Source organism: Pseudomonas sp. SDT291_1_S447, assembly GCF_054070155.1.
In genome coordinates this window covers 41,012-59,196 of record NZ_JBSVXS010000010.1, presented here as the reverse complement: position 1 = coordinate 59,196, position 18,185 = coordinate 41,012, and the positions used below count along the sequence as shown (strand labels likewise).

Here is an 18,185-nt window from a genome sequence, read left to right as displayed (position 1 = left end):
TTGTAAGAAAAACTACACCCCGCTGTAGGCTTACACGAAGTCATCCGCACAGGCCTGCCGAGTCGGGCCGCCATACAGGTGCCTCCATGGATTTCAACCCGCTCGACCTTATCCTGCATCTCGACGTTTACCTCGATTTGCTGGTGAACAACTATGGGCCATGGATCTACGCCATCCTGTTTCTGGTGATTTTCTGTGAAACCGGTCTGGTCGTGATGCCTTTCCTGCCGGGTGATTCACTGTTGTTCATCGCCGGTGCAGTTGCCGCTGGCGGCGGCATGGATCCGGTGCTGTTGGGCGGACTGCTGATGCTCGCGGCCATCCTGGGCGACAGCACCAACTACGTGATCGGACGAACGGCCGGAGAAAAACTGTTCAGCAACCCGAACTCGAAAATCTTCCGTCGCGATTACCTGCAAAAAACCCACGACTTCTACGACAAGCATGGCGGCAAGACCGTAACGCTGGCGCGCTTCCTGCCGATCATCCGCACCTTTGCGCCGTTCGTCGCCGGCGTAGCGAAGATGCCATACCCGCGCTTCTTCGGTTTCAGCGTGCTGGGCACCATCCTCTGGGTCGGCGGTCTGGTCACGCTGGGCTACTTCTTCGGCAACGTACCGTTCATCAAGAAAAACCTGTCGTTGCTGGTAGTGGCGATCATTCTGTTGTCGCTGGTGCCGATGATCCTCGGTGTGGTTCGCAGCCGTTTCGGCGGCACCAAAGCGCAATCGCACTAAGCCGATGTGGTCGCTGAGCGCCTGGCGTCGCCGGCGCATTCTGGCGAAGTACCCGATTGCCGACGACATGTGGCAACGGGTGCGCCATCAATTGAGTTTTCTTGATGGCATCAGCGCTGCCGAAGACCAGTGGCTGCGCGAAGCCTGCGTGCTGTTCCTCGACGACAAACACTTGAGCGCCCTGCCCGGCGTCGAACTGCATCAGGAACAACGCCTGCTGCTCGCCGCCCAGGCGCAATTGCCACTGCTCAATCTGGGCGACCTGAATTGGTATCAGGGTTTTCACGAGATTGTTCTGTATCCCGACGATTTCCTCAGCCCGCAACGTCATCGTGACGCCAGCGGTGTCGAGCATGAGTGGGACGGCGAACACAGCGGCGAAGCCTGGCAGCAGGGGCCGATCATCCTCGCCTGGCCCGGCGTCATGGCCAGTGGTGGCTGGGAAGGCTATAACCTGGTGATCCACGAACTGGCGCATAAACTCGACATGCTCAACGGCGACGCCAACGGCCTGCCGCCGCTGCACACCGACATGCGCGTCAGCGACTGGGCCGAGGTGATGCAACACGCCTACGACGACCTCAACCGCCAGCTCGACCATGACCCGGACGCCGAAACCGCCATCGATCCCTACGCCGCCGAGAACCCGGCGGAATTCTTTGCGGTCACCAGCGAATATTTCTTCAGCGCCCCGGATCTGCTGCACGAGGCTTATCCACAGGTGTATGCGCAGCTGCAGCTTTTCTACCGTCAGGATCCGTTGAGCCGGTTGCGGCAACTTCAGGCCACAGACCCGGTCTATCAGGCGCACGACTAAGCTCTGCACGACTTTCGGTACATGGCGTCGACGGCAGAATATGCCTATAATCGCCGCCACTTTTTGGTCAATCCGGCCAAGTGTTTTTGGTCAACTACGGGGGCAACGCCCAATGAGCTACAGCAAGATTCCGGCTGGCAAAGACCTGCCGAACGACATCTACGTCGCGATCGAGATCCCGGCCAACCACGCGCCGATCAAATACGAAATCGACAAAGACAGCGATTGCCTGTTCGTTGACCGTTTCATGGCCACCCCAATGTTCTACCCGGCCAACTACGGTTACATCCCGAACACCCTGGCTGACGACGGTGATCCCCTCGACGTGCTGGTTGTGACCCCTTACCCGGTTGCTCCAGGCTCGGTGATCCGCGCGCGTCCAGTCGGCATCCTGAACATGACCGACGACGGCGGCGGCGATGCCAAAGTCATCGCAGTCCCGCACGACAAGCTGTCCCAGCTGTACGTCGACGTGAAGGAATACACTGACCTGCCACCGCTGCTGATCCAGCAGATCGAGCACTTCTTCGCGAACTACAAAGATCTCGAAAAAGGCAAATGGGTCAAGATCGAAGGCTGGGCCGGTGCTGACGCCGCCCGCGAAGCGATCACCAAGTCGGTCGCCGCCTACAAAGGCTAAGCACCTGCGCTACGCGTGATGCTTGAAGAAAACCCCGGTTGATCCGGGGTTTTTTGTGCTCGGGGAAAAGCCGCCTTAAACATAGTGTTTATGACGGACTACAGAAAAGTTTTATCTTGTGTAATTTCCCACAAGAACGTCTTACATCCCGTCGCAAAATTCAGTCCGTTTTTGAACGCCCGGTTTATTCAAACCGCTCTGGCACGGCCGTAGACTCCGTGTTTATGAGAAAGAACACTAGCGGTCCAAGATTCAAGGCACTCCTGGAAGCAGCGAACATCTCCACGACGGGTTTCGCAAAGTTCTGGGGCACGGAAGCCCAAAATGTCCACAACTGGTACACCCGGGGCGTCCCGGCGTATCGCATGGAAGAAGTCTCACGCCTGCTGTCCGTCAACAGCGAATGGCTGAAAACCGGCGAAGGCATAAAAGAAGCGCCGAGCCTGAATCAGCCTGCCAGCAATGGCGACAGCTTTGATGCCCACGACCCCCAAGGCGCCTATCGATTCATCCATCCCAACGACATCGAACTGGCCTTCTTCAAAGAAACACCACTGAGCAACGGCTCCGACAAAACCCACGTCATTCAGGATACGGATCTCTCCATCCGGCTGCTGCGCGCGCCCCTTGATCAACTGGAAATCCGCCCCGCCGATGCTATCTGTGCGCACATGATCGGCAACAGCATGGCCGAACGCATCGAAGACGGCTCCATCGTCGCCATCGATCGCGGCCTGACTCAAGTGGTGGACGGCGAGATCTATGCCATCGAACACGACGGCATGCTGCGCATCAAATACCTGCACCGTATGCCTGGCAACGGCCTGCGCCTGCGCAGCCACAACAGCGCCGAATATCCGGACGAAGTGTTCCGCCCGGCTCAGATTGAAGAGCAGCGGATCCATATATTGGGCTGGGTATTCTGGTGGTCGACAGTGAGCAAGCGGCGGCCGGTGGTGCCGTTTCTTTGATCTTACGGCCTGCAAAGCTCCCTGTAGGAGTGAGCCTGCTCGCGATGAGGCCCTGATAATCGGTACAAATCCCCAATTTCTGGCGTAGAAGTCGCTCTAAACCGCACTTCAGGCTGGGAATCCCAAGCAAAACTCAGTATCCTGCGCCCCACATTTGCGCATCGACCCGCCCCGCGGTTCAGAGAGCGCCCGACGCGGCAGACCAACGTCTGACCAAGTCCCACAGCCGGACGCAGATCCGGATGTACGTTTTGAAGGCTGGCAAGGCTTACCAAAAATAGGCCAAGCCAGTCCCCGAGAAGCCGGCCACAAGCCGGCTTTTTAATGCCTGTTAAAAATGCCCCTTAGCGATTAGCGAGGTAGATCAACATTCCTTGCTGATCCAGCTCCTCAGCCGATGGCAAATCAGACGGCAGCAGCTTGTTCTCATGCATGAAATCAAGCTGAAGCACATTCCCCTTCAATACTTGATGAACCTGGGTTGCCTGATTGGCTAGGCCGATCAAACTGGCGCTGGCTTGCTGGTCGTAGTTTCCGGGAACGAAACGTCGCAATGGATCGCTCAAAATCGCCGTAAGGGTTTTCCCAAACTCAGCGTGTTCAGCAGTGAGATTTTTAGCCACAGTCAGAGCAGCTTTTTGCTCACCCAGTTCCGACAGCGCCTGAATTCGCCCCTGTCCTGAGGCCAACCATGAGCGATAGCTCATCGATAGCTCAAAAGCACGTAGATACTCTTTGTTATCCGAAGTGAGCTTGCGAATCACGTCATGAAAGTAATTTTGCGCCACAGAACACTGAGTTTCAGCTGTGAATAATTTATCGTGAACCAGCTTCGGCGAAACGTAATGCTGCAAATCGGCCAGCGTACTCATCGCCGCCTTCACAGGTGCAAATTTAGCCATCCAATCCTTATCTTCAAGCCATTCCTGTTTTGCCTTCACATCGTTAACGGCATCACCAATCACAGACAGCTGCCGTTCAATGCCCTGGAGCTTCCGATAGATCATTGCAAAGCCGACAGCACTCACAACCAGGTTGGCGACTTGAAGTCCCATCAACACTTGGCCTTGCATCATCAACTTCGACAGCTGTCCATCAAGCACTTCTGATGGCGGCTCAGTACTAACGGAATCACCCTCTCTCAACCAGGCAACGACCTTTTTCGTGACCTTATCCCGGATAACACCGCCGACACGCTCAAGCTCACCAGACTGAAGTCCAGCCGCAAGCCACTCCGGCACTTTGAATACAACGCTCAAATCAATCATCGAAAGCGCCCTCAAATGCCGAGCTCATCTGAGCACACATCATTTTTTGCCTGAGCATCGCAATATGCAGGACGCAAGGTACGGTTACTCGGAATGCGGGCCCCGCCAAATCAATTGCAGTCCATACACCAGTGAGAATCCAGCCGATCGGCCCCATCAATACTGCTAGACCACGCCCCAGTACAACACTAGTCGCACCGCCGGCGACGAACGTGATGCCATAACCCAAAAGCTGTTTCGCCATGGCATTGGCAATGATTGCCGACAATTGGTAAGTGACCACACCTGCTGCCCTGGCACCTAACAAAGTCAGGAGAGATGTACCGGACAACAATGCTCCCAAATCGCCTTTACCGAGACCGGCCTCTTTGAGAATAGCCTCCATGTCTGCACGCTCTTGCCCTTCAGCTTTTTTCAGCGCGTCACGCAAAATCTTCTGAATAAGTGCTTCTTCGAGATGAACGAGGCTGAATGAGTCGATGTCTTTAACACCAAATTTGCTGGCTACATCCTTCACAACCTCATGGTATTCCGGCCCCTCGCTGCGGAAGAGGTTGACGAAACTATTGCCTCCGAACAAACGGATCTCATCGAGTATCAGACCGGGATAGCGTTGATGATTGGGGTTATGCGCTTTGTAGAGTTCTTTCCCAGACAAGCTTTCAGTAGTACTGGCTTTAAGAATGTATTCGACCAGAGGTTTCAGATCCTCATTCGAAGCTTTTGACATCACGTCTTTGGTTGAAATTGAAGTCATCGTGCAGCTCCTTTTAATCCTTTTATCCATTTCTATAAATTCAGTGATGAGCCTTAAGCTACGCGGGCACCAGCCTCGATCTTTTGAAGCGCCGCAAACAACTCATCCACCTGTTTTGAGTCGAACAAGTCATCTGGACCTTTAGGTGTGATATCGGTGAACGGCGATTTATAGAGCAGATTCGCATCCATCGCCCCATGTTCCGTGAGGTGCTGTATCACCAAATTGCTGAACTCGATCTGGCTGGCATTCAGTGCTCTTCCTGCCAAAAACCCCGATAGCGCATCAGTTGCCGCGTCGCGATCCAATCCAACCAAGGAGCGAATGAACAGACCCAAGCCTTTAGCTTGTTCACGCGCTCGACTGATCTCGCCTGCACCCGCCCCGCTCTCAACCAGCATCTGCTCAAGCGCTTCAAGATCCAGCGCAGTCAGCGGCTGATTCCGTCGCAGCTTCTGCAAGGACAAATGATCCTGATGCGCCCGCAGGAACGCACGGGCCTTGTCACGAAAACGCTCGAAACTTGCCGGGTTCACCATCGAAGGCATGATCACTTCGTCGATTTGGCCCAGCTCATCTTCAAAATCGGTATAGACGCGAACACCTCGTCCCTTTTCCAGCAATTTGATCAAGCTGCGTAGTTTGCGACGCGCCTGCTCCAGCATCGAAACCGTTACGTCTTCCCACCACTCCTGACTCGCCACGGCCTCGACCATCAGCAAATGCTCAGCAATCGCCGGGATGTTGCTTTGGCCCAACAGCGCCTCCGCCAGCTCCCGAACCTTTTCGCTCAAGTTGGCGAAGCCTGGCTCAGCATTGAGAACACATAGCTGCAGTCTGAGCAGCAAAAGGTCGAAACGCTTGGCTTCCTCATCCTCTTCCGCCAACTGGGTGGGTAGCCCGGACAGATGTTCAGCAAGCTCCTGCAATTGGGTGTCACCGAGATCTTTCCAGATACCGGCAGCGGAGAACCGCTCAACCCAGTAACGCTTTGGTCGAACCACAAAGTTATCCAGCGTCATGGCACTGACTCGTTCGTGTAAACCACGGGCAATGTCATCACGTAGTTCATCGTCGCTATAGATGATGGAGTAGGTGCCGCAAGACTCTCTGGCATCAACACTCTTTCGGCGTCGATCCAGCGCCGCCAACACCTGCAAACGCGCTTTGAACAAACGCTGCCCCAGCGGCTCGCTCAACGTGCCCTCAGTTGGCTCAGGGTTCTGATTGAAATATTCCAGGTTCTGGCAGAAATCAAAGATGAAGAAGTCCTCTTTGTCCTGGTCTGGCCCGAACAGGTCGTCGCACAATCGCGTACCACGTCCGACCATTTGCCAAAACTTGGCTTTCGAGCGAACGATCTTGAAGAACACAAGGTTGACCACTTCCGGCACATCGATGCCGGTGTCGAGCATGTCCACGGAAATGGCGATGTGCGGAGCCTTGTCCTTGATCGAGAAGTCATCGATCAACGTTTGTGCGTAATCGGTTTTGTATGTCACCACCCGAGCGAAAGCACCCTTCTTGTCCGGATAGCTCGCGTCGAACCGCTCGGCGATGAACTCAGCATGTGCGTTGTTCTTGGCGAAAATAATGGTCTTGCCCAACCGATCGCCGCCCGCCACTTTGTGGCCGCGCTCCATCAGTGTCTGCAGCACCTTGTCGACCGTGTCGGTGTTGAACAACCAGCGGTTGACCGCATCAGCGCTGACCTCGTCCGGAACGTCTTGCTCTTCGCCCCATTCGAGTTCGTCCCACTGGTCTTTCTCTTCTTCAGACAGTTCGTCGTAGCTGATCCCTTCGCGCTGGAATTTCAGCGGCACAGAAACCCCACGCGGTTTGACCAGATAACCCTCAGCGATCGCATCATCCAAAGTGTAGGCATCGGTCGGGACGCCACTTTCAAGGTTGAACAGGCTGTAAGTGTTTCGATCGATTTCGTCTTTAGGCGTCGCCGTCAGGCCAACCAGCAACGCATCGAAGTAGGAAAAGATCGCGCCGTATTTTTGATAAACCGAACGGTGCGCCTCATCGATGATGATCAGATCGAAATGGCCGACACCAAAGCGCCGCTGCCCTTCCTGCTTCTCATCGATCAGCCCCATCATCGTTGGGTAGGTCGAAACGTAGACGCGGCCCTCGGTGTTCTTCTCGGTCACCAGATTGACCGGCGCCGCGTTGGGCAAAAACTTCTTGAACGCGTTCGCAGCCTGATTGACCAAGGCCACGCGATCGGCCAGAAACAGAATGCGTTTGGCCCAATTACAGCGCATCAGCAAATCGCTCAAAGCGATGACTGTCCGGGTCTTGCCGGCCCCAGTCGCCATGACCACCAACGCTTTGCGCTGGTGATCCTGCTCGAAGGTTTCACCGATACGGCGAATGGCCCGTTGCTGGTAGTGCCGCTCGACAATGAGCGGGTCAATCGTCGCCTCGCCCAACTTCTTGCGGCTGCTACGACGTTGAATCAGCAGCGCCAATTCGGCCTTCTTGTGGAAGCCCTGAATGAGGCGCGGCGGGTAAAGCAAGTCGTCCCACAGCCAGTGTTCGTAGCCATTGGTGAAATAGATCAGCGGGCGCTGGCCGAACATCGCCTCCAGGCAATCGGCGTACAACTTGGCCTGCTGCTGCCCCTTGCGAGCGTCGTGCTGCGTACGCTTGGCTTCTATCAACGCCAGCGGTTTGCCGTCGTCGCCCCACAGCACGTAATCGACAAAACCTTGTTCTTTACTGTTCGGCATGCCCGCGACTTCAAACTCACGATCACGGGCGGCATTCAGTGGCCAGCCTGCCTCGTGCAGCAACTGATCGATAAACAGGTCACGGGTTTGTGCTTCGTTGTAATCGTGGTTGTCCGGCTGACTGGCGTTGGCGGCTTTGGCAGCGGCCACATCAGCACGTAGCTGGACCAGTTCTTGATCCAGCGCGGCGTTTTTCTTCTGTGCTTGCGCCAGCGCGGCGTCTCGTTGAGCGAGTTCGCGTTCAAGCTTTTGCAGTTGCGCCTGAGTTTGCGTGGCAGCGATTTGCGGCGGCTTGGGCAACAACGCCGAGTCGAACTTCAGCGCGCCATCCGGTTTGCCCGCCGCGCTGCGTGCGTAATGCCGCCCCAGCCAATAGGCCACATGAAACAGTTCGCTGAGCACCGCTTTGGCGTCTTGCTCGCGCACTTGGCGGGCGCTGTGCACAGCATCGTTGCCGCGCTTGCGGATGACTTCCATCTTGGCGTGGAGCATCGGCCCGGTCAGGGTCTTGAACGTTGGCTCAAACAGGAACGCTGACAAATCGCTTTTGTACGGCAGCTTCAGGCTGCGATCGGCCTGGAACAGCCACGCCACCAACAACTCCAGCGTGCGCCGGGCGTAGAAGCAGGACGTGCGCGGATCCGCCAGCACATTGGCTTCAGCCTTCAGCGCCTCGGCATGCAGCCCGGGCCATTCAGCGCGCAAGAAGGCAAAGTTACTCATATCAACGTCCTTGAAATATGGCGGCAACGTCCAGCCGATCGGTCAGGTAGGGAGTGAATCCGGTGAATAGGATACAAAGTGCCAGCATATCGCGCATCTCTATATTGCCTTCCACGCTACCGGGCTTACCGCCATGGCGGATGCCGGGATAGTCGCAGGTGAAACCATAGAGGCTTTTCAGCGCTTGGCGAACCTTGGCGTGAGGCCAATGCGGGAGTTGGTCGCAGATGCTCGACAGTGCGTATTCATTGACCTGCGGATTGTTGCGACCGAGGGCTTCCAGCAGATTGATGTGTTTCTGCAGGCAGGTTTTGATTCGCCCTTCACCGCCCCTGTCGTGCAGGTCGCGAAAGGCTTCGTCGAAATCCCTTTGCAGGGTATGCAGGTGCGGATGCTCGGCGTTGCTGTTGCGCAGGCCTTGAACCAGATTGGCGAACAGGCCGGGGACTGTCGGGTACAACCGACAGGGGCGCCGTAGTTCGTAGTTCAGGTTGTAGGTGTCGATGAAGTTGGCGAGGCGATTGAAATACGCATTGGCCAGTGCGTCGCCGGCCAGTTCGTCGAGTACTTCGTAGGCTGTTTGCAGGAAGCTCAGCAGGGATGATTCGTTGATCAGGTCATCGGCGCGGATCTGCCGGAAGGTTCGAACGCTTTGGGGCGGGTCGTCGATGATCTCGGTCAGCGCGGGTATGGATGGGGGCGTTTTTAAGGCCGGCATCAACGCCCGGTACAACTCGCAGAACAGATCGGCAGGCGCCGATCCGTGCCGCGCCAAGGGGCTCCAGAGCTCGCGCCAGGTTCGGGACCAGACAGGGAGCAGGGAGCCGCGCATGGGTTAGAGTTCGCCTCGGAAGGCGCGGTGTTGGAGTGAGAAAAACAGTAACTCCAACTCCCTCAAGTGCGCAGAAGCATTGACTTTAAGATTTTTAAGAGTAGTCAGGCGTTTAGTAAACTCGATCTGAAGTTCCATTGGCGGCAAAGGGAACGGCATGGCGGCAAACCGCGCAGCGCCTAAATGTGCAACGCTCGAAGTTTTTGAACTCAATCTTGAAAACTCACCAACACGATAGTAATACAGAAATAAAGCCAACGCATACTCAGGAACTGCCTTATCCCGGTCAACCTGAAAACGAATTAAGGTGTTTTGATAGCAAGCATTAGGGATCTCACTACGCCACATAGCTGGACGACCAACAAGTTCTGTACTCTGCCCTTCATTCAGTAAAATATCCCCATACTCCAAATGATATCGACGATAGTCATTATCATCAAAATCCATCGAAAGCACATCTACTAAATCAATCCTATCCTCGAACACATTCGCTACTCGAAGATAGGGCTTTGTAAACTTTCCTGTTTGGTACTTCGGAGCTCTCTGCCGACCAAGCTGAACTATTCCCGCTTCATCGACTCGCGCGACAGGCCAACGTCCGGAGGCATCATGAGGGTTTCCAAAATACTCAACAAAAACAGCCTCAATCAATCTATTTACATGTTCAATATAGACGCGCCGATTCTCCATAATCTCTTCCGCCTTTTCCATTACGGAGCCGGCAAAATTCTGGTAATCAAGCGGCGGCAATTGAATCTCTACGCGAGAAACAATAGCCTTTGAGACTTCTTTGAATGTAGCACCATTACCTAAGCTTTCAAGGTATGGCTTTCTACTACGAAGCCAAAAATAAAGAAATTTTGGATCTACGAGCTTCAAGTCAGGTATTAAACTTTTAAATCCCTGATTAGTAGCCATAGGCACGGAGTTAATAGCCACGTATCCAATTGGCGCCCTGGAGCTAAGCAGTACCGAGCCAGCAGGTAAAATTTCCGCAGCGCAGCTTTTAAGACCAAGTTCCGTTATTTTTCTTGGAGTGGACGACAAGTATATTGAGCGCAAACCGTTAAGATCCTTAGGCGTCGCCCACAACAAATCACCGCCCCAATAATTCCTTTCTGTTGTTAACGGGGTAGCACCTCCAACGATTCTGCAACACTCATCTAGTCGATAAGTTTTCCAGTTATTCATTGGAGCATCCCCCTTAACTCCGCCATTTCTCGCGAAATTTTTGCCTCCAATTCATCCAAGGCTAAAAAAATTTCTTGGGGTGTACGATGCTCCACCTCTTCTCGCACTAATACTTTATAGCGACTAAGGCTGAGGTCATAGCCAGCGGATACTATATCTTTCAATGGCACGCAAAAACTTTGTTCACTATAGTTCTGCTTACGCTCGGCCCCGCCCCGCTTTCGCCAGCGAGCCAAAACATCAGGTAAATTATTTTTACTATGCTCCGCTTCATTCAAGGAAACGGCAGGAACCACACCTAACTTGGATTCATCTAGTAATGGATTACGCTTATCATCCAGACTCATGCCATCCGATTGCAAATCGTAGAACCAAACGTGATCAGTCCCGCCCGAATTAGTTTTGGTAAAGAGAAGAATAGAAGTAGCAACACCCGCATAAGGCTTAAACACGCCACTTGGCAGTTTTATTACACCATCGAGCTTGTGCTCTTCAATAATCATACGACGCAGTTCTCTATGCGCCTTACTGGAACCGAACACTACTCCATCTGGGACAATCACGGCGGCCCTCCCACCCGGCTTAAGCAACCGCAGAATCAGCGCCAAAAATAGTAATTCAGTCTTTTTGGTTTTAACAATCCGCTGCAAATCTTTCGCTGTACTTTCATAATCCAAACTCCCCGCAAACGGAGGATTGGCCAGGATCAGACTATAGTGCTCAGCCTCACTTGTTGTACTTTCAGCTAAAGAATCTCGATACCGAATATCCGGATTCTCCACCCCGTGCAACATCATGTTCATGCTGCCAATCCGCAACATGGTGTTGTCGAAGTCAAAGCCATGGAACATGCCGTGATGGAAGTGCTCTCGCTGCGCAGCGTCAAGCAGCAGGCTCGGATTCTTCTCGCGCAGATATTCACCCGCCGCGACCAAAAAGCCGCAAGTACCGCTGGCCGGATCGCAGATCACATCGTTCGGCTGCGGCGCGGTGAGTTCAACCATCAACTGAATGATGTGTCGTGGCGTGCGGAACTGACCGTTCTGCCCGGCGCTGGCGATTTTGCCGAGCATGTATTCGTAGACGTCGCCCTTGGTGTCGCGATCATCCATCGGGATGTCGTCGAGCAAGTCCACCACTTTCGCCAGCAGCCCCGGCGTCGGAATGGTGAAGCGCGCATCGCGCATGTGATGGCTGTAGGTGGAGTCATCGCTGCCGATGGTTTTCAGGAACGGGAACACGTGATCGGCGATGACTTCAAACATGTCCGCCGGCGCCAGGTTCTTGAAGTGCGACCAGCGGTAATCGTTGTAATTGCAGCCCCGCGCGTCGAGGCCTTCCGGGAAGATACGGCGCTCCATCGGCTGTTTCAGACGATTGGACTTGTTCTCCTCCAGGGTGTGCAACTCATCCAGACGACGCAGGAACAGCAAATAGGTCAGCTGCTCCATGACCTCCATCGGGTTGGAGATACCACCCGACCAGAAGGCATTCCAGATTGCGTCGATTTTGCTTTTGAGTTCGCCGGTAATCACCGTGTGTTGCTCCATAGCTCACGCGCCCGTTCAGCAGGCGCTAAAAAGTGGGGGATGATAGCGCCTGGGCAAAGCTTGCGTATGCCAGACGGCGGAATTTATTGCGCAGGGATGTTCTGTAGGACAAAACCCTTTTCGGTCAGCCATTCAATGTGTGAGTGTGCTGAGACACAGCGACTTACGTATTCACGGCACCAGCGCTAACGCTCGAAGGCATCCTCAGCGAGCGCTAATTTATACTCGCCCGCCGGTCAGTTCAAAAACACCCATCAGCACAGGGATGCGCCCATGTCCGTTCCAACCTACGATCAATTCATCGAGCCGATCCTGCGGTTTCTCGCCACAAAACCCGACGGTGCAATTACTCGGGACGCCCACGAAGCGGCAGCCAAAATGCTGCAATTAACAGAAGCGCAGCGTGAGGATCTTATCGCGAGTGGTCAGGCTACCTACAAAAACCGTTCAGGTTGGGCGCACGATCGACTCAAACGTGCTGGTCTTTCGAGCAGTGGCAAACGTGGCTACGGGGCGCCGCGACTGAGTCTGAAGGGAATACATGAGCTGCAGGATTATTGATCGAGCAAGTTTCGGAAACGACCTACAGCCAACTTGCTTGCTTTAGTAATACAGTGATTAGCCAATCGAAGGAGGGTTGCACATGGCTAATCACGGATACATGTCGATTACTGGAAAAAAGCAAGGTTTGATCTCGTCGGGCTGCTCTAGTCCGGACTCTATCGGAAACAAATGTCAGCTTGGCCACTTTGATGAAATCATGGTACTGGCTTACTCCCATAACATGGTTGCCGGTAGCGATGGAACGGTAACAGGCGGTCGCGGGCAGCACATGCCCATTGTTATCACAAAAAACATTGATAAATCTTCGCCACTCATTGCCAGCGCATTGCATGACGGTGAGGAAGTCGAATGCGTCGTTGATCTTTATCGAACGTCTCCGATGGGGAGCCAGGAAAAATACTTTACAGTACGACTGTTCGGGCACGGATTGCACACATGAACATTCAAGTTCCCCATGCCATCCATATGTCAGACGGTCAACCCCAAGAAATTGTCGCTATCCGTTATCGCGATATTACCTGGACGCATGTTCAGGCTGGCACCAGTGCACACAGTACGTGGAACAACGAAGTATGAGTGACCAACCGTGCGATATACACGACGTTACGAAAGCAGCCTCGGACCTGATGTCCTTAGGCTGTACGGCGAGCGGTACGTACCTGTCTGATAGCGTGGCCCAGGTGCAATTCAGCTCATTTATTGCTAACTACGTAAATAAAATAATCCGGGATGTTAACGAGGGCGTAATTACTGCGTGGGATGGGGTACAGGAGCTGAGAGCAGAATATGACGAGCTAATACAGGCGACATGGTTTTATGCAAAAAACGGGATCGGAGTGGCGGCAGGTGTTATGCAGGTTGAGGTGGGTGTGGCTATTTCGGCCTCTTCTGGCGGTCTAGCCGTGATACCTGGCGCGCTTCTAGCGGGGCATGGTGTAAACAATATATATGAAGGCATAGGGAACATACACAATGGGCCTGAGGGCGAAAGTATAACAGGGCCAACTAGGGCCGCCTACCAAGCAATTTTTAGAGGGGAGCATAGAGGCAATATGGCCTACTACACTACAGACTTTCTTTTATCCGGTTTCGGCTTGTTGCGCTCAGTGAAAAAATCCGAGGCCACACAGCTATTTGTGCACGACTCAATTAACTATGAAAAAGCATACAGACAAACGAGTAGCCTGGCGATGTTTTTTGAAGGGCTTATTGACTCACTAACAATTGACTCACTACATTCGGAATACTTAAAAAAGACTCAAGATAACAACCAGAACTAGCTCTATATTATATTCCGAAGACTTTTACCATATACGTAAAACCCAACACAAGCCACAACAATGTACGCAGCAATATACAATACATTTAGATGACTGACTGCAATTTGCATTATTTCAGTCACAAACCAAACTGCGATTCCCGCGACAGGAATTGAGCACCCAAGAACCAAAAAAATCAGAGCCAAATAGTAGCGAAGGCTTTCAAATTTCATAAGTTAACTTCCTTTTAAAATGTTCTATATAACTGGTTAGGTTCTGTGAGTGCCAGATGCCGTGTCGCTACGTACCACTTTTCCGGATTCTGACTGTGCCACAGCTTTCAGTTCACCGTAAACCCGGATCCGCTCTGACGTTTCTAAACGACACCCGATATCGCCCTCAGAGCATGCATAGAACAAGACGTCGCCTCCAGAGGCTTGACTTTACCTGCCCATGCGCGCCCCAAATGGTATTTCCAATGATTAGATTCACCCAAGGCAACCTGTTGGAAGCCAAGACCGAAGCCCTCGTCAACACGGTGAATACCGTGGGTGTGATGGGTAAAGGCATCGCATTGATGTTCAAAGAACGCTTTGCGCAGAATTACCGACTGTATGCGGCAGCGTGCAAGGCCGGTGAAGTAGAAACCGGCAAGATGCACGTGACGGCCACGAATGAACTCGATGGCCCACGCTGGATCGTGAACTTCCCTACCAAACGCCACTGGCGCTCTCCCTCGCAAATGGCCTGGATAACCGAAGGTCTGCATGACTTGCGTCGTTTCTTGATAGAAAACGACGTGAAGTCCGTCGCCGTCCCACCGCTAGGTGCTGGTAATGGTGGACTGAAGTGGCCCGAGGTTCGCGAGCAAATAGTTGAGGTACTGAGTGATCTGGATGTGGATGTATTAGTGTTCGAACCCTCCAATCAGTATCTGAACGTCGCTAAACGCAACGGAGTTGAGCAACTCACTCCGGCACGGGCGCTGATTGCAGAGCTGGTACGACGTTATTGGGTTCTGGGCATGGAATGCAGCCTGATCGAGATTCAAAAACTGGCGTGGTTTCTTGAGCGTGCAATCGAGAAACTTCCGGGGACTGAGAACCCGCTGAATCTCAAATTCGTCGCTCATAAATTCGGACCCTATGCCAATCGATTGGAGCATCTGCTCAACAATCTGGATGGGAGCTATTTGCATTGCGCCAAGCGCATCAGTGATGCGGAGAACACTGATGTGATTTGGTTTGATCAAGATCGCAGAGCCTTTTTGCAGACCTACCTCAAGACTGAAGCCAAGGAATACTCCCAGGCTTTGGAGCGCACGGCCGAATTGATCGATGGTTTTGAATCTCCTTTTGGCATGGAGCTGCTAGCGACGGTCGACTGGTTGCTGATTCATGATGGTGTTGCGCCAACCGTTCCGGCTTTACGCGAAGCACTGAGGAAATGGGATGGTGGCTCCAGCGCTGCAGCGCGGAAAAACAAGCTGTTCGACGATCAAGCTCTGACTATCGCGATCGAACGCCTGACTTCCAGCAGCTTCAGTCCAAACATGGCGGCCTGACCATGGAGCGAAACAGGGCAATTGCAGCAGGACAATTGCTCTGCTGCCTATCGCAATGGCATAGGCAATCCTCAGGTCCACACGCAAACACTTGCCAGCCTCATCCCCCACAGTGCTAAATCCCGCCTTAACCACCCCCTCTGTTTTTACCCGCATTCCCGCCACCGGCCGGATTCCGGTATTGAGCCTCACGGAAATCCATGGAATGGCCCTGCATATCCCGACCCTGTTGGTCGTTTCGGTCTTCGTCTTCTTTTTGATGGGGCTTTTGACGCTGCACGCCTGGTATCGCGAAACCCGTGAGCCGCCGCTGGCGTACCTCGGCAGCATGATGCTGCTGGGCGCCTTGGGCGTGGTATTGGTCAGTTGGCGTGATCGAGGGGTCGACTTCATTCCGATTGTGTTCGGCAATGTTGTTCTATTGCTCAGTGCAGCGATGAACTGGACGGCCATGCGCACGCTGGTCGGGCGCAGACCGTCAGTGTCCGGCATTCTGGCAGGCGCGTTCGCTTGGCTGACCTTGTGCCTGATTCCCGCCTTCTACGAGTCGATGCCAAATCGGGTTCTGATCTACTCCTTGCTGGCATTCGGTTACGGCGTGATGACAACGCTGGAGCTCTGGCGCAGCCGCCACACTCTGGACGTCGCGTTTATGCCGGCGCTGGTGCTGACCGTTCTGCACACTGTGTTCTACGCCGTTCGCAGTGCGACCGATGAAGGGCTGCCGGTGACAAAGGCGCTGCTGGGCACTGGCGAGGGTGTGCCGTTTTTCTCGTTCATGCTGTTCGAGTCGATGCTGTATGTCATCGGCATTGCCTACATCACCCTGGCGATGGTCAAGGAACGTGCAGAGCTCAAGCTCAAAGCGGCGGCGTTCAGCGATCCGCTGACGGGCATTGGCAATCGTCGCGCGTTCATGATGAACGCCGGCCAGTTGCTTACTGAAAGCCAGCAACACGCAGAACCGGCGGCGTTGCTGCTTTGCGACCTGGATAACTTCAAGCGTCTGAATGATACCTATGGCCATCCCGTTGGGGATCAGGCGTTGATCGCGTTCGGCCGGATCGTGGCCGAGAGCCTGCGTAAGGAAGATGTTTGCGGGCGGATTGGCGGTGAGGAGTTTGCCTGCCTGTTCAACGATTGCGATGAGCAGACTGCACTGGAAATTGCCGAACGGATCCGCCGTTCGTTCTCGCAATTGTCGATTCTTGAGCCGGGGCTGCTCAGCGTCAGCATCGGAGTTGTGACTACCCGTGAATCCGGCTACGACTTGTCACGCCTGCTATCGGAAGCGGATCAGGCGCTGTACGGCGCCAAAGACAAGGGGCGTAATCGTGTACAGACTTTGCGTTCGCTGTACTTGAGCCTTGCCGATAATTAATGCCCAACAAACGGCCATTTCAATAAGCCATTAGCACATCCGCCCTAATTGCCCCAGCCGGCACCCGCCACTAAATTTCCATTCTGTTTTTGTGCATTACAAAAGCGCCAAGGAATGGAGCAACACCATGTCATCATTTTTCAGATTGAGTAAATCCCTCGCTCTACTGACTGCACTCTTGACTGCCACCTCAGCGTCAGCGGAAGAGCCGAACCCCGTCGGCGACTGGTGGATCATTTACGGCAACGGCGTTCCGCACAAGAACATCATGTATGTCGCCGACAGCACATCAGTTGTGCCGTCGACGCGTACCAAGGGTGCGCAAATGCTGGCGGTGACGCTGGTGTATGAAGAGCCGGGCAAGCCAATGATCGATGCCTACAACCTGGAAGTTCAGTGCAAGACCAACAAGGTGCGGTTTGTTAATGGCCAGTCGGTGGATCGAATTGCCTACATGCTGCGGCACCTGAAAGTAAACGAGCAATGGCAACAGCCGAAAGAATTCTGGGTCCAGCGCGCTTTGGCTTTCATTTGCACTCCAGAGAAAAAAGACATGATTGCATTGGGCAAGATGGAGCACTTGCAGATGATTCAGGGCATGCAGCAGATGTTCTTCAAACTTGCACCGATTCAAGAGAAAGGCCAGATGATGGACAACCTCGACGCGATACTGGGCAACAAGTAACAGCCTGATTTCTGGGCGCTGCAGCGCGCTATTTCGTCTCGCACATGACACCGGGAGTCATGATGAATCAATGGACTAAAACGTTACTGACGTTGCTGATAACAGCCACAGTCTCAATGATTAATGGCTGCCACCTGATTGCACAGTCGCGCTGGGAAGGACGGGATGTTCAGGAAGCACTCGATCTGTTCGGTAAACCTGACTCAATGAAAAAACAGACCGGTGCCAACGGCGAAAATCTGGCCGTCCTGACCTGGTTCAAATCCTCCAGCTGGACCACCACCGAAGCGGCCGGCACTTCAATGAATCACACCGGCAACGGCATGGTGTACACCGAGTACTACGAGACGGTCGGGCATAGCTCTGACTGCAAACTGGAAGCGACCGTCAATAAAGCCAAAAAGATCGTACTGTTCAGGATCGAGGACGGAAAAATCATTCATGGCAAATGCATCAACGTTCCGTTCGTACCCGGTTACATTCCGCCCGGTTTCTAGTGCTATCC

General features: G+C 53.7%; 16 protein-coding genes and 2 pseudogenes. 12 read left to right on the top strand and 6 right to left on the bottom strand.

The genetic code is table 11. The features are described 5' to 3' along the window. Positions 1–86: 86 nt before the first annotated feature. The 4 genes from ACW9IR_RS05945 (at position 87) to ACW9IR_RS05930 (ending at position 3,165) form a co-directional block, all read left to right on the top strand. Positions 87–737 carry a DedA family protein gene (locus tag ACW9IR_RS05945; protein ID WP_007910892.1) on the top strand — a complete coding sequence of 217 codons (651 nt, stop codon included), beginning with the start codon at positions 87–89 and terminating at the stop codon, positions 735–737. Positions 738–741: 4 nt separating this feature from the next. Next, positions 742–1,554: a M90 family metallopeptidase gene (locus ACW9IR_RS05940; protein WP_102899878.1), complete on the top strand. Its 813-nt coding sequence runs from the start codon at positions 742–744 to the stop codon at positions 1,552–1,554. A gap of 112 nt (positions 1,555–1,666) precedes the next feature. Continuing rightward, positions 1,667–2,194 (top strand): inorganic diphosphatase, encoded by a 528-nt coding sequence (ppa, locus tag ACW9IR_RS05935; protein WP_003205933.1) that lies wholly within the window; start codon positions 1,667–1,669, stop codon positions 2,192–2,194. Positions 2,195–2,418: 224 nt separating this feature from the next. Beyond that, positions 2,419–3,165, top strand: a complete 747-nt coding sequence (locus ACW9IR_RS05930) for a S24 family peptidase (protein WP_095122121.1) — start codon at positions 2,419–2,421, stop codon at positions 3,163–3,165. A gap of 344 nt (positions 3,166–3,509) precedes the next feature. Here the strand turns inward: ACW9IR_RS05930 and ACW9IR_RS05925 are convergent, their stop codons facing one another. From ACW9IR_RS05925 to ACW9IR_RS05900, 6 genes are all read right to left on the bottom strand, one after another. Continuing rightward, positions 3,510–4,433: a hypothetical protein gene (locus ACW9IR_RS05925; protein WP_457462161.1), complete on the bottom strand. Its 924-nt coding sequence runs from the start codon at positions 4,431–4,433 to the stop codon at positions 3,510–3,512. Beyond that, positions 4,426–5,190, bottom strand: a complete 765-nt coding sequence (locus ACW9IR_RS05920) for a YaaW family protein (RefSeq protein ID WP_457462159.1) — start codon at positions 5,188–5,190, stop codon at positions 4,426–4,428. The genes ACW9IR_RS05925 and ACW9IR_RS05920 overlap by 8 nt, the downstream gene beginning before the upstream one ends. A gap of 53 nt (positions 5,191–5,243) precedes the next feature. Further along, complete coding sequence (locus tag ACW9IR_RS05915) at positions 5,244–8,654, bottom strand: DEAD/DEAH box helicase family protein (RefSeq protein WP_457462157.1); 3,411 nt, start codon at positions 8,652–8,654, stop codon at positions 5,244–5,246. Position 8,655: 1 nt separating this feature from the next. Next, the gene (locus ACW9IR_RS05910; protein ID WP_457462155.1) at positions 8,656–9,372 is read right to left on the bottom strand and encodes a hypothetical protein; all 717 of its coding nucleotides are present in this window, start codon (positions 9,370–9,372) and stop codon (positions 8,656–8,658) included. A 117-nt stretch (positions 9,373–9,489) separates the two neighbouring features. Further along, on the bottom strand, positions 9,490–10,677 hold the full coding sequence (locus ACW9IR_RS05905; RefSeq protein ID WP_457462153.1) for a restriction endonuclease subunit S: 1,188 nt from the start codon (positions 10,675–10,677) through the stop codon (positions 9,490–9,492). Beyond that, entirely contained in the window at positions 10,674–12,227 is a 1,554-nt protein-coding gene (locus tag ACW9IR_RS05900; RefSeq protein ID WP_457462151.1) for a type I restriction-modification system subunit M, read from the bottom strand. The genes ACW9IR_RS05905 and ACW9IR_RS05900 overlap by 4 nt, the downstream gene beginning before the upstream one ends. Before the next feature lie 273 nt (positions 12,228–12,500). On the opposite strand from ACW9IR_RS05900, the gene ACW9IR_RS05895 reads away from it, so the two are divergent. From ACW9IR_RS05895 to ACW9IR_RS05860, 8 genes and pseudogenes are all read left to right on the top strand, one after another. Beyond that, positions 12,501–12,788 (top strand): winged helix-turn-helix domain-containing protein, encoded by a 288-nt coding sequence (locus tag ACW9IR_RS05895; RefSeq protein ID WP_318264912.1) that lies wholly within the window; start codon positions 12,501–12,503, stop codon positions 12,786–12,788. A gap of 82 nt (positions 12,789–12,870) precedes the next feature. Further along, positions 12,871–13,367 (top strand): annotated as a pseudogene (locus ACW9IR_RS05890) (Hcp family type VI secretion system effector). After that, positions 13,364–14,071 (top strand): DUF4225 domain-containing protein, encoded by a 708-nt coding sequence (locus ACW9IR_RS05885; RefSeq protein WP_102899870.1) that lies wholly within the window; start codon positions 13,364–13,366, stop codon positions 14,069–14,071. Before ACW9IR_RS05890 ends, ACW9IR_RS05885 begins: the two are co-directional and overlap by 4 nt. 383 nt (positions 14,072–14,454) lie before the next feature. Then, positions 14,455–14,532: pseudogene (locus tag ACW9IR_RS05880) on the top strand (type II toxin-antitoxin system toxin DNA ADP-ribosyl transferase DarT); the annotation flags it as partial. Then, complete coding sequence (gene darG / locus ACW9IR_RS05875) at positions 14,529–15,614, top strand: type II toxin-antitoxin system antitoxin DNA ADP-ribosyl glycohydrolase DarG (protein WP_102899868.1); 1,086 nt, start codon at positions 14,529–14,531, stop codon at positions 15,612–15,614. The pseudogene ACW9IR_RS05880 and the gene darG, both read left to right, overlap by 4 nt. A 205-nt stretch (positions 15,615–15,819) precedes the next feature. Then, positions 15,820–16,995, top strand: coding sequence for a GGDEF domain-containing protein (locus tag ACW9IR_RS05870; protein ID WP_457462150.1), 1,176 nt, complete (start codon positions 15,820–15,822; stop codon positions 16,993–16,995). Between the two features lie 127 nt (positions 16,996–17,122). Next, the gene (locus ACW9IR_RS05865; RefSeq protein ID WP_457462148.1) at positions 17,123–17,680 is read left to right on the top strand and encodes a hypothetical protein; all 558 of its coding nucleotides are present in this window, start codon (positions 17,123–17,125) and stop codon (positions 17,678–17,680) included. Positions 17,681–17,742: 62 nt separating this feature from the next. After that, on the top strand, positions 17,743–18,177 hold the full coding sequence (locus ACW9IR_RS05860; protein WP_007910907.1) for a hypothetical protein: 435 nt from the start codon (positions 17,743–17,745) through the stop codon (positions 18,175–18,177). The last annotated feature ends 8 nt before the right edge of the window (positions 18,178–18,185 follow it).